A 12,597-nucleotide genomic window follows, 5' to 3' on the forward strand; every position below is an offset into this window, starting at 1 on the left:
ACTCGCCTGCAAGGGACTTGCACCCTCTGGAATAATTTGATACCTTCAGTATCAGGTGCCCATACTGGGCGCACACACTGTATAAACAGCATACTTCGGCCGGCGGCCTCGCACGTTGTTTATACTAACCGGTTGAGCAATTTTAAAAAAACGTATCGTACTGAAATAGTATGAGAAGCAAACAAACAAAACGAATACTCAGAATAGTATTTATTATTGCAAGCATAAGCTCTTTGGCGTTTGTACCATGGATTTTAGTACGGGCTTGGATATTACCACTTCCTGATACGGTCCAAGAACAAGTAAATGAAGCAATTGGGGATGGACTTGATGGAATGATTGTATACGTGGACCAGGCTGGGAAGCCACCGGAGCTTTATGCCGCTGGCTGGCATGATCGAAAAAATAAAATTCCTTCCGACCCGAAAGCCTTATTCAAGATCGGCAGTATCAGCAAGTTATATGTTGCTGTTGCTGTCGCAAAATTAGTAAATGACAAACATTTGTCATTGGATAAAACGCTCGCTGATTACTTTCCAGAACTTGTGGGGAGGATTGAAAATGCCGATAAAATTACTTTGAGAATGATGGTGCAGCATCGAAGTGGCATTCCCAATTTTACCGACACCCCTGGCTATTGGGAAGCCCCACCGAAAGCCAATAGCGAAAACCTTGAATTGGTACTTGATAAGCCCGCTGATTTTGAACCTGATAAAAAATATAGTTATTCAAATACGAATTATTTATTGATTGGCGAAATCCTTGATAAAACTTTGGGATATAGTCATCACCAATATATCAAAAGGGAAATTTTGATACCGCTTGAGCTGAACAATACTTACAGTTTACTAAGTGAAGTGGATTTAGACGATGTTATGAGTGGGTATTCCGTAGGTTATGATGGCGATTTAAAGTATAATGATTTTATAAACTCTAGCGGCTCAATGGTAGCTACAGCAAAGGATGTGGGAATATTCCTGAGGGCATTGAACGATGGCTCTTTGCTAAATGATAATGAGCAAGCTATTTATTCATCTATTTATAAATATGAACATACAGGGTTATTGCCAGGATACTCTAGTATTGCCAAGTATCACAAAGATATTGATACAGTCGTTGTTCAATTTGTAAATACAAGTGGTGGAACCACTTGGAATTTATCGGAAATCGTATATAACCGAATTGTAAAAATAGTGAGAAGTAAAAAAAGCTCATAACCGAGTGGATAGCTGACAGCCAATTGACTGCCAATGCATCCCTCAAACCTTGTACATTAGAGATTAGCATTTAGCAATTCTTTAACCATTGTATTCACCGTTACCGCTTTAATCAGGATCGGGCTTTAAGCCCTGTCTAAAGATGCAAATGAAAGGTTAGTTTTTCTTTCGCTTGCGGGCCAACCTCTAGCCTGACAACTCTGGAAGCATTGCTATTACCCTGCTGTTAACGGCATTGCTTAAGACTAAAGAGCCACCTAGAAAGGATTTTCTGAAAGGGATAAATCTTTCTAACCATTTGGGTAAATCTCCCTTATAAATCGCAAAATACCGGGATAAAAAAGCAAAAACAATCCTGGTCAACTACACCAATAAAACATTGAGTCAAGTAAGCTGAACGGTCTTATCGCCTCTTTTTTCCTGCAAGCTAAAAAAAATCTACCGCAAACTTGTCTCACTTGTGTGACATTTATATATTTGTCTCACATTTGAGACATTATGAGTAGTACCAAAGGAAAAATTATATCGGCTGCAATTAAAGCTTTTAGTAGAAACCCTTCTGCTCCTATGGAGGAAATTGCAGAATCAATAAATCTGAGCAGAAGAACACTCCACCGGTATTTTAGTACTAGATCTGAGCTTATAACTGATATTGTCAAACACGCAAGCAATATTTGTTTACTAAAAACTAAAGAATCAATACAATCTTCCGATTACCCAATTAATCAGCTCAAAGCTATGTTTTTGAGTGATATTGAAAGTGGCTATCAGTTTCGGTTTTTATATAAATACAGAGACAATTATCAAGGCATGGAAGAAGAATCTAAAGAGTTTGAAGAAATGATGCAGATTTTTAGAGAGTTATTAAAAACGCTTCAAGTCAATAAACTTGTCCATCCTCAACTAACATTAGATTGGATAGAAAGACTCTACTTTTCCACCATCGACGCTGCAATAAACCTTATTATTGAAGACTACTCCAAACAACAAGAAGTATCTGAAATGGCTTGGATCTCCTATTTCAATGCTGTTATAGGTCAATCAAATTAACATGAAGTGTAATAATTTATCATACAAGGGACATTAGCAAGAACTGAATTATTGATAATCCCAAATTTGACATTTGAGGGCGCCTAAAAAGAAAAATTCATTTGACTAAATAGGAAAATATGGAGTATGAAATTATAATTGTGGGTGGTGGTCCAGCTGGTATGAGTGCCGCGCTAGTTTTGGGGCGAAGCAGAATAAAAACATTGCTTTTGAATACGGAAAACCCAAGAAACATGGTAACAACGTATTCACATGGATTTCTAACACAAGATGGGAAACATCCGCGTGAGATATTTAGAATAGCTAAACAGCAACTAACTAAGTATCCAAGTGTAAACTACAAAAAGGAAAAAGCAATAGATGTAAAATCAGAAAATGGCAGTTTCTCAGTAAGCACTGAAAATAACACATACAGCGCAAAGAGGGTGATCATTGCAACAGGGCATAAAGACAATATTAGCTCAATTGGAATTGAAGGACTAACGGAGGTATATGGTAAATCAGTTTATCCTTGCCCATTTTGTGATGGTTTTGAAATGGCAGATAAAAAATTAGCCGTGATTAGTGATGCCAATATGGCTCCGATGTTTTCCAAAACTATCTCTCATTGGTCGAAGGATGTGATCGTTTTTACCAATGGAGAACACATTTCTGACAAAGGGATGGTATTAAATCTCCAAAAGAATGGTGTTTCTATCGTTGAGAAGAAAATTCACAAACTCATTTCAAAAGGAGGCATACTTACAGGAATTGAACTTGAAGATGGTTCTATCATTGATAGAGAAGGTGGCTTTTTACCAGATACAAATTCAACTGAAAGCACCGATTTTGCAAAGAGAATGAATGTACCTACTGAAATTGGTCTTTTTGGTATGACATACTACAAAGTAGATGAAAATAAAGAAACGGATATTAAGGGTATTTATATCGTAGGCGATGCAAGAACCAGATGGAGCGGGGTAGCATCATCTGTTGCCGAAGGAAGCGAAGTTGCAGAGGCAATTACGCATCAAATAATCGAAGAGAAATGGAAATAATTATAGAGTAGGTAAATAAAATTTGCTTCATCTAAAGTAGCCAACTGGTAACAAGGTATAAGAATTAAATTTCGGCTGCGGCTTGCTCACCTCATGTACCAAACTTTACCCGTCATTATGATAGATGAAGAAAGGCTGCAGATAAAAATAATCAACCTCAAACCAGCCAAGCCTATATATAAAGAGCCCGGCCGCAATTAACTGCAGCCGGGCTCACTTTATATATCAAGGAATGTTGGATTACATATCCAGTACAAGGGCAAAAATGAGCGGTGCCACAATCGTCGCGTCTGATTCGATTACGAACTTTGGCGTGTCTTTGCCCAGCTTGCCCCAGGTGATTTTCTCGTTCGGCACAGCCCCGGAGTAAGAGCCATAGCTCGTGGTGGAGTCTGAGATTTGCGCAAAGTAACCCCACAATGGAACACCCGTACGCTGCAGATCCTGATGTAGCATCGGCACCACGCAAATCGGGAAGTCGCCGGCTATACCGCCGCCAATCTGGAAAAACCCGATTTTAGACGCTTCTGTGGCTGTGTTGGTATAGAATTCCGCCAGTTCGATCATGTACTGTATACCGGTTTTAACCGTATGCACATTTTTAACGTCGCCGCTGATAACGTGGCTGGCATAGATATTCCCGAGCGTGGAGTCTTCCCACCCAGGGCAAATGATGGGCAAGTTCTTTTTAGCGGCTTCCAACATCCAGCTGTCCTTTGGATCGATCTGGTAATACTGCTCCAGTTCTCCTGACAGCAGGATCTGGTAGAAAAACTCGTGTGGGAAGTAAGCCTCCCCCGCTTGGTCAGCCTTCTCCCAGAACTTCAATACCGTGTGCTCCAGGCGGCGCATGGCCTCCTCCTCAGGGATGCAGGTGTCTGTCACGCGGTTCATATGACGCTCGAGCAGCGCCTCTTCATCGGCGGCAGACAACTCCCGGTAATGCGGCACGCGCTCGTAAAAATCGTGGGCCACCAGGTTAAAGATATCCTCCTCCAGGTTTGCGCCCGTGCAGGAAATAGCGTGCACTTTATCCTGACGGATCATCTCGGCGAGAATAATGCCCATCTCCGCGGTAGACATAGCGCCTGCCAGCGTGATCATCATTTTGCCACCGTCTGCCAAGTGCTTCTTGTATCCTTCGGCAGCGTCGATCAGTGCGGCTGCGTTAAAATGCCTGTAATGTTTTTTTAGAAAATCTGATACCTCCATAGTTGTTCGTTTTGTTCTGGCTCCTACGCTGCAAAGCAGTTTTGGCGGCAAGTTAGTCAATTTCGTTTTGCGTTGCTTCTTATTCGTTTTTCGCGTGCTGATTGTTCCGAAAACACGCCATGGCCCCATCAATTGTTTTCTGCAACTGATGAGGCCATACTTAGTTGAAGAGCGGAAGCCTTAGCTCGCCGGTTTCTCAATAATAAGGTTGTGATTGGTATAAATACAGATGTCGGCCGCGATGTTCAGGGCCTCTCGCACCATCTCCTCGGCAGAAAGGTGCGGTGCGTGCTTTTTCAGGGCAAGTGCGGCGGCATGGGCATACATACTGCCAGAGCCGATAGCTGCAATCTGATTGTCCGGTTCCAGCACATCGCCTGTGCCCGAAATAATCAGCAGCTCGTCTTTGTTGGCCACCACCATCATGGCCTCCAGCTTGCGCAGGTATTGGTCTTTTCGCCAGTCTTTTGCCAGTTCGATGGCGGCGCGCTTCATGTTGCTTTGGTAAGCTCCCAGCTTTTCTTCGAATCGTTCCAGGAGCGTAAAGGCATCGGCTGTGGAACCGGCAAAGCCCGTCACTATCTTGCCGTCAAGCAGCTTCCGGATCTTTTTCACGTTGCTCTTGGCAATGTGCTTGTCCATGGTTGCCTGTCCGTCGGCACCCAGTGCCACTTCGCCGTTATGGTAAATCCCACATACCGTGGTTGATCTTATTTTCGTCATCGGATTTAGAAATTGTACAGGTGATACAAATGCAAAGGCCCAAAAATAGGACCTGCGCTACTTCGCTTTCTGGTGCTCAAAACAAACGCCAACCTCATGCTTTGTGCCAAATTGGCCGGAACAAGTGCCTGGTAACAGTGCATAGAATACAAAATGAGTTTCGGGCTAAAATCCTGGTTGCACTCGGTACGCTTAAAAGCTCCGCTGTTATAGAAAAATCTATTATATTATAATACTATATAACATTACTAAATTACTTTCGTTTATCGTAATTATTGTATATATTATAACAATAATTTAATCTTTAACTTGCTATTCTTCGAAACACGCACACATGGGGCCAGGGGTATACATCAACTTAACTAAAAAGCACGCGGTTACATTATTGATTACGTTGCTCTTATTTGAAATTATTTTTGCTGTGGTATTTCTTGCTGGACCTGTTTTAGGCTTACCTGATTACCTTATCCGCCTTTTCGACCTGGACGGGGAGGCAAACATTCCTGCCTGGTTCTCTTCTACACAGTTGTTTGTTGTTGGTGCCCTGTTTCTCCTCTCTCCCAACTGGCACAAAGCAAGTCAGCTTGCCAACCCATGGTTTTTACTATTGGTCGGGCTTGGTTTCGTGTTCTTGTCTTTAGACGAGTCCGCTGTTATACATGAGCGCGTGACGAAGGCCTTGAAGGACAATGAGTGGGCTCCCAGATTCAAAGGAGGCCACGGCATCTGGATCTCGATCTATTTTTCTTTTGCCACACTCATCGTCTTGGTAGGTGTGCGTACCATCCTTTCTTTCTTCAAGGTATACCCTATTCAGAGTGTCATACTGGCCGCTGGCCTGGCTTGCTTCCTGATTGGAGGAGTGGGTATGGAAGTGCTGAGTTATTGGTATTTACGAACTGCCGAAAACGCACAACTCTACAGCATTGAAGTTGTGATAGAGGAGTTTCTTGAAATGGCGGGCATTAGCACGATCCTTTATGGTAGCCTCTTATGCGCCATGAGAGAACCAACACCGTTATCTGACCATGCCATGAAAAAACAATATATTGAAAACACGGCATTAGTCACGAAGTGATACCCTTATCTAACTGATTTTGCTTAGGTATAAACAAGCGTTCGTTTAGAAAGGGTATAAAATCACCTACTTATACCATTAAATTGGTAAGAGAGGTTGTTGCTCAAATATCAGTTCATCGTACTATACAACTTCAATTCACCCCAAATTTAAAAAGGCTCCCATTTCTTGGGAGCCTTTTTAAATTTGCATAGTTGCGAACTCAGGTGTTTTATACTAAAATTCTCACCGGGTTCTCCAGCAGATTCTTGAACGTTTGCAGGAATGCCGAACCTACTGCACCATCCACTACGCGGTGGTCACAGGATAGCGTCACTTTCATCACGTTGCCTATTCTGATCTCCCCGTTCTTCACCACTGGCGTTTGCTTGATACCGCCCACGGCCATGATACAGGCATCAGGTGGGTTGATGATCGCAGTGAACTCTTCGATACCGAACATACCCAGGTTAGAGATGGTGAAGGTGCTTCCCTCCCAATCCGAAGGCTGCAGCTTTTTGCTCTTTGCCTTGCCGCCCAGGTCTTTCACTTCAGCAGAGATCGCAGAAAGCGATTTGAAGTCTGCGTTGCGTACCACTGGCACCAGCAGGCCATCTTCTACGGCTACTGCCACACCAATGTTGATATGCTTGTTGTACCGGATTCTGTCGCCGAGCCAGGAGGTATTCACATCCGGGTGTAGCCGGAGTGCGGCAGCGGCGGCTTTGATGACCAGGTCGTTGAACGAAACCTTTACCGGAGATACCTCATTCATGCTGACACGCGCTTCGATGGCCTTGTCCATGTCAATCTCCATGGTCAGGTAGAAGTGCGGGGCCGTGAACAGGCTCTCTGAAAGACGGCGGGCAATCACCTTGCGCATCTGCGACACGTTCACCTCTTCGTATGCCTCAGACGGAACGCCCGGGATGGCGGCAGCCTGCGGCGCAGCAGTTTTTGAAACCGCCTGCTGTGGAGCGGCTGCGGCTGGCGAGAAGCTTTCGATGTCTCGCATCACGATGCGGCCACCCTCGCCTGTGCCTTTAATTTGCGAGATGTTATACCCCTTGTCCTGCGCCATTTTCTTGGCAAGCGGAGAGGCTTTCACGCGGCCATTGTCAGAAACGGCACTTGATTCGGCTTCATCCTTACCCGGAACCTGCGTTTCTTCCACTTCTGCGGAAGTCACTGCATCGGCACTGGTTTCTATGGCTTCGTCTGTCTTAGCGTTTTCCTGGCGCGACTGCTTGTTTGAGGAGGCGGCTTCCAGTAATGCTTTGTAGTTGGCACCTTCCTCGCCAATGATGGCAATAATGGCATCCACAGCCACGGAGTCGCCTTCATTCACACCGAGGTATAACAGGGTGCCGTCTTCGTATGATTCCAACTCCATGGTCGCCTTGTCGGTTTCCACTTCCGCCAGTATATCACCGGACTTCACTTTGTCTCCCTGCTTTTTCTGCCAGCTTACCAGCACACCTTCTGTCATGGTGTCGCTCATCTTGGGCATGCGTATAATATTTGCCTTGATGCTGCTCACGTCCACGGATGGCTTTGCGGGGGCTTCTTCTTTCGCTGCGGCGGGCTTGGTTTCAGCCGGCTTCTCTTCCGTTGACTTCTCCTCTTCCTTGGCTTCGGGTTTTGCGGCAGGTTGGCCTCCGCCTTTCAGTTCCTCGAGCAGTTCGGTTATATCTTCGCCTTCCTTGCCAAGAATAGCGATTACCGCATCCACGGGCACGGCATCGCCCTTTTTGGGCCCGATGTACAGGAGTGTGCCATCCTCGTAAGATTCCAGCTCCATGGTAGCCTTATCGGTTTCTACCTCAGCCAAGGTATCGCCGGAGCTTACCTTATCGCCTTCTTTCTTCAGCCAAGATGCAATCACCCCCTCAGTCATCGTGTCGCTCATCTTGGGCATTCTTATAACTTCAGCCATAAATTTCGTCTTATTTTATTCGCCCAATTGGTCTTCGTATTATCAGCCCAAATTTAGATTTAAAAATATTTTATTCAAACTATATGCTTCTAAATTGTTAAAAGCCTTAAAATGGGCCTAGGCATCCCGCAAATGGGATACGTCGCAATATTTCTTCACTGTGAACATGGAGCCGGTGTGCTCCAGCTCGTAAAGACACAGGTTCAGGTGCTCAAAGTTATCCATGCAGCTGAGCGGATAATTGAGCAGGTTGCAAAGCATGATGCGCATCGCGCGGCCATGCATGCAGATCAGGATGGTTTCCTCTTCTGGGCGGCTCAGCATCAGTTCTATGAATGGCTTCTGCCGGGCGGCCACCACCACCGGGCTTTCTCCCCCTTCGATGGAGGCATCGCAGTCTCCGTCTCGCCAGGTCTGCAGCATGTCGGCGTAGTACTGATCCTCCTCGGGTGTCATGTGGGTTCCCTCGCGCACGCCCCAGTGGATCTCGTTCAGCCCGGCGTGCTTCTCGTGCGGCAGGCCAAGGTCCAGAAACCCCTGCACCGACTGGATGCTCCGCTGCAGGGTGGAAGTATACACTTTGTCGAACGGGACATCTTTGTAGCGCTCAAAAAACTGAATGGCCTGGCGCTGTCCGGTCGCGTTTAAAGAGGAGTCGATGCCGCTGCCCTGCACAATGCTCTGCAGATTATAGTCGGTTTGTCCGTGCCGGATGAGGTATACTTTCTTACTACTCAAAATTCTTCTACTTTTGCTTTTTTACTTCTACAATTCCCTAAAGTACGCATCTATGTCGGCACTCAAAAACTTTACCCCGTCAGAACAGATAAAAGAGTGGTGCAAAAACACCATGATAGACTATCTGGGCATCGAAGTGACAGAAATCGGCGACAAATACATTTGCGGCAGAATGCCCGTAGATCACCGGACGCACCAGCCGATGGGCCTGTTGCACGGAGGCGCATCGGTGGTGCTGGCGGAGTCTTTGGCCAGCATGGGTGCGGCCCTTCAGGTGGATTTAACAAAAAAGGCCTGCGTTGGTTTAGAAATTAACGCAAATCACATGCGTGCCGTGCGCGAGGGCTGGGTATATGCCAGGGCCACCGCGACACATGTGGGGCGCACTACCCAGGTATGGGAAACCCGGATCACGAATGAGGCTGGCGACCTGGTTTGCATCAGCCGCATGACCGTGGCCATCATAGACAAAAACTAACATGCAGACACAAGAGGCGCTTTATACCTCAGGCAACGCCCTATCTGGTGATACCCCGGGCGGGTTCTCCCTACAGCAGATTTTCAGGGCAGCGATGGCGCAGCACCACGCTGTAGCGGTATGGCGCTTGCCCAATGCCGAGGTAACGCATGCCTGTGTTTCGTTGCTGCCAGGCATGGTGGTGCCCCAGCCAAACCTGGAGCACAGCCCATTCGGGTTCCTGCTCTGCCCCTTTGTGGCGGATGCGCAGCACGATAACCTGTTCATCAAAGGAGACCTTTCCTACAACACCGGTTTGTGCCAGCTAACGGCCGCGCCGGGCACACCGGAAACGGTGGCAAGCGCTTTCCGGAAAGTGGCATCTGAAACAACGGACAACAACTGGCACCCAGCGCCACCCGCCTCCCAACATTCGTATCAGCAAGAGGCCTCTTTCAAGGCGGCGGTAGCGAGGGCGGTGGAAGCTATCCGGGCAGGTGAAATGGAGAAGGTGGTGATGTCGCGCAATTACCTGGAGCCGCTCCCCCCCGCCTTCGACCCGATCGTGGCACTGGAGGCCATGCTGCAGGTATACCCCAGAGCGTTTGTCTCGCTGGTATCCATACCTGGAGTTGGCACCTGGATGGGCGCCTCGCCGGAGATACTGGTCAGCGTAGACGAGGAAAAGGTGTTTCGCACGGTGGCGCTGGCTGGCACGCAGCCAGCTGCAGGCACCACCTCGGTGGCAAACGCCAGCTGGCGACAGAAAGAGATTGAGGAACAGGCCATGGTGGAGCGTTATATCCTGAAATGCTTTAAGGCCCTGCGCCTCCGCGACTATACAGAAGTAGGCCCCCGCACAGTGGTGGCAGGCAACCTGATGCACCTCCGCACCGACTTTAAGGTGAACCTAAAGGAGGTGGACTTCCCTACCCTGGGGTCTGACATGCTGCAGCTGTTGCATCCCACCTCCGCTGTCTGTGGCCTGCCCAAAGAACCCTCTTTGCAGTTTATACAAGACAACGAGGGGTATGATCGCAGCTTTTACAGTGGCTATTTGGGGCCCGTAAACAGCACCAACGGGACGCATCTGTATGTGAATCTCCGCTGCATGGAGATTCTGGCTCGGCATGCCATACTGTATGCTGGAGCCGGTATCACGGCAGAATCAGACCCAGCACATGAGTGGCAGGAAACGCAGCACAAGATGCAGACCATGCGCCGCATCCTAACCAATGTCCATTGATCGCTTTTTTGCAGGCACGTTGTTGTGCTATTATCTTGCCTGAAGGTATATAACTTTCGCCCCGTACGGGGTATAAAATGTGTAGTGAAAGCACTTTCAGTTAAACTCAAAGATCAAACCGAACACCATACCATATGATTTTACAGCCAGTTGTGAATATTGCTGAGATTTGCGCGCGCAAAGGCGTGCAGCAGGTAGTACTTTCGCCTGGCTCGCGGTGTGCCCCCCTGACATTGGCCTTTGCGCGCCATCCAAAGCTTTCGGTCCGCACTGTCAGCGACGAGCGCGCCGCGGCTTTCATTGGCCTGGGTATGGCTCAGAAAACGGGCAGCCCGACCGTACTGGTCTGCACGTCCGGCACAGCTGCGCTTAACTACGCACCTGCGGTTGCCGAGGCTTATTTTCAGCAGGTGCCGCTGCTCATTCTAACTGCCGACCGGCCCCCGGAGTGGATTGACCAGTTGGATGGACAAACCATTCGGCAGGAACAGGTATATGGGCGTCACATCAAAGAGAGCTACACATTCCCGGTAGATTTCGATCACCCCGACGCCGTGTGGCATAGCGAGCGCCTTGTGTCTGAAGCCCTGAACAAGGCCATTGCTTTCCCGCCCGGACCTGTGCATATCAACATTCCTTTGCGCGAGCCCTTTTACCCAGCCCCGGGTGAAGCTCTGGTTTACAGCGAAGGCGTTAAAATAATTGAGGAAGAGGCGAGTATCCAAACACTCGGTCCGGATATACTAGCCAAACTCCGACGGGAATTTCACCAGTATGAGCGCATCCTGGTTGTGGCGGGTCAGGGCGACTACGATGCCTTGCTGCTCCCCGTGCTGGAAACCTTTGCACAGACAACAGGCGCGGTGATTGTCGGCGACATCATCAGCAACACGCAGCAATCCGCTCTGGTTATCAGGCATCAGGACACTCTCCTCTCCTGCCAGGATGACCAGCAGCTCGCCTTGCTTCGGCCAGACTTACTCGTGACGTTTGGCAAGTCTATCATGTCCAAAAGCCTGAAGGTATACCTCCGAAAGCACCCGCCCAAGGCACATTGGCACCTCCAGCCAGCCGGGCAAGTGGCCGACACCTTTCAGTCGCTGACTAAAATCGTCCGCTGCAGTCCACGCTATTTCTTTACAACTGTTCCGGAACGTCAGGCATTCTCGCTGACCTATTTACATGCCTGGCAGGGTATGGAGAGACGCGCAGAAAACTTCCTTGAGGAGTATGTTCCCGCGTCAGGGTATAACGAGCTTCACCTTGTGCGCCAGATTTTGCGGCACTTGCCAGCGCATAGTAACCTGCATTTGGCCAATAGTATGGCGGTGCGGTATGCCAACATCCTGGCCCTAAAGCCAGCGCAGCAGGTACAGGTATACGCTAACCGGGGCACTAGCGGCATTGATGGCAGTACGAGCACGGCAGTCGGTTGCGCCCTGGTGAGTACGCAACCAACGGTTCTGATTACCGGCGACCTCGCTTTCTTCTATGACCGGAATGCGCTTTGGCACAACTACTTACCTCAGAACCTGCGCATCGTGCTGCTGAACAACCACGCCGGCGGGATTTTCAGGTTGATTGACGGCCCCAGACAGCAACCTGAACTGGCCCCCTACTTCGAAACACATCAGGCCCTGGATGCCCGAAACACAGCCCGCGATTTCAAGATGCGCTATACCGCCGTCACGACACTTGCCGAACTCTCCGAGGCCCTCCCTGCTTTCTTCTCCCCAACAGCCGGGGCCGCGATCCTCGAAGTGTTTACTGACAGTGCGCTGAATGCCAAGGCTTTCAGCGAGTATAAACAAGCGGCAGGCAAGCTGTTTTCGGGGATATAAATGTTGCCTATACGCTGCTTTGTGTTATACCTCTTTTAGGGCAGCTCTTCTTGCCCCCACGCCACGTTTCAAAAGAATGGAGA

The 12,597-nt window shown here is 48.2% G+C and carries 11 protein-coding genes; 7 read left to right on the forward strand and 4 right to left on the reverse strand.

Annotated features, from left to right (window positions below; translation table 11 throughout):
* Positions 1-170: 170 nt before the first annotated feature.
* The 3 genes from MKJ04_RS19540 to MKJ04_RS19550 all read left to right on the forward strand — a co-directional run bounded on the left by MKJ04_RS19540 (position 171) and on the right by MKJ04_RS19550 (position 3,304).
* On the forward strand, positions 171-1,217 hold the full coding sequence (locus MKJ04_RS19540) for a serine hydrolase domain-containing protein (protein WP_241643386.1): 1,047 nt from the start codon (positions 171-173) through the stop codon (positions 1,215-1,217).
* Positions 1,218-1,715: 498 nt separating this feature from the next.
* Complete coding sequence (locus tag MKJ04_RS19545) at positions 1,716-2,267, forward strand: TetR/AcrR family transcriptional regulator (RefSeq protein ID WP_241643388.1); 552 nt, start codon at positions 1,716-1,718, stop codon at positions 2,265-2,267.
* Between the two features lie 119 nt (positions 2,268-2,386).
* Entirely contained in the window at positions 2,387-3,304 is a 918-nt protein-coding gene (locus tag MKJ04_RS19550; protein ID WP_241643390.1) for an NAD(P)/FAD-dependent oxidoreductase, read from the forward strand.
* Positions 3,305-3,544: 240 nt separating this feature from the next.
* On the opposite strand, the gene MKJ04_RS19555 is transcribed toward MKJ04_RS19550, so the two are convergent.
* Together MKJ04_RS19555 and hslV are read right to left on the reverse strand one after the other, a co-directional pair.
* Positions 3,545-4,516: a deoxyhypusine synthase family protein gene (locus tag MKJ04_RS19555; RefSeq protein WP_241643392.1), complete on the reverse strand. Its 972-nt coding sequence runs from the start codon at positions 4,514-4,516 to the stop codon at positions 3,545-3,547.
* Positions 4,517-4,696: 180 nt separating this feature from the next.
* Complete coding sequence (gene hslV / locus MKJ04_RS19560; protein WP_241643393.1) at positions 4,697-5,239, reverse strand: ATP-dependent protease subunit HslV; 543 nt, start codon at positions 5,237-5,239, stop codon at positions 4,697-4,699.
* Positions 5,240-5,573: 334 nt separating this feature from the next.
* Between hslV and MKJ04_RS19565 the strand changes: the two genes are divergently transcribed.
* Positions 5,574-6,317: a hypothetical protein gene (locus MKJ04_RS19565; RefSeq protein WP_241643394.1), complete on the forward strand. Its 744-nt coding sequence runs from the start codon at positions 5,574-5,576 to the stop codon at positions 6,315-6,317.
* 211 nt (positions 6,318-6,528) lie between these two features.
* Here MKJ04_RS19565 and MKJ04_RS19570 read toward each other — a convergent pair whose 3' ends face one another.
* Both MKJ04_RS19570 and MKJ04_RS19575 read right to left on the reverse strand, forming a co-directional pair.
* On the reverse strand, positions 6,529-8,232 hold the full coding sequence (locus MKJ04_RS19570) for a pyruvate dehydrogenase complex dihydrolipoamide acetyltransferase (RefSeq protein ID WP_241643395.1): 1,704 nt from the start codon (positions 8,230-8,232) through the stop codon (positions 6,529-6,531).
* Positions 8,233-8,349: 117 nt separating this feature from the next.
* Entirely contained in the window at positions 8,350-8,970 is a 621-nt protein-coding gene (locus MKJ04_RS19575; protein ID WP_241643396.1) for a histidine phosphatase family protein, read from the reverse strand.
* Between the two features lie 52 nt (positions 8,971-9,022).
* Here MKJ04_RS19575 and MKJ04_RS19580 point away from each other — a divergent pair, with 52 nt between their 5' ends.
* The 3 genes from MKJ04_RS19580 (at position 9,023) to menD (ending at position 12,514) form a co-directional block, all read left to right on the forward strand.
* Complete coding sequence (locus tag MKJ04_RS19580; protein ID WP_241643397.1) at positions 9,023-9,448, forward strand: hotdog fold thioesterase; 426 nt, start codon at positions 9,023-9,025, stop codon at positions 9,446-9,448.
* Position 9,449: 1 nt separating this feature from the next.
* Positions 9,450-10,673, forward strand: coding sequence for a chorismate-binding protein (locus tag MKJ04_RS19585; protein WP_241643398.1), 1,224 nt, complete (start codon positions 9,450-9,452; stop codon positions 10,671-10,673).
* Between the two features lie 134 nt (positions 10,674-10,807).
* A complete protein-coding gene (gene menD, locus MKJ04_RS19590; protein WP_241643399.1) occupies positions 10,808-12,514 on the forward strand; it encodes a 2-succinyl-5-enolpyruvyl-6-hydroxy-3-cyclohexene-1-carboxylic-acid synthase in 1,707 nt (568 codons plus the stop codon).
* Positions 12,515-12,597: the final 83 nt, after the last annotated feature.

It is taken from the genome of Pontibacter sp. E15-1 (genome assembly GCF_022601975.1).
Lineage (GTDB): Bacteria > Bacteroidota > Bacteroidia > Cytophagales > Hymenobacteraceae > Pontibacter.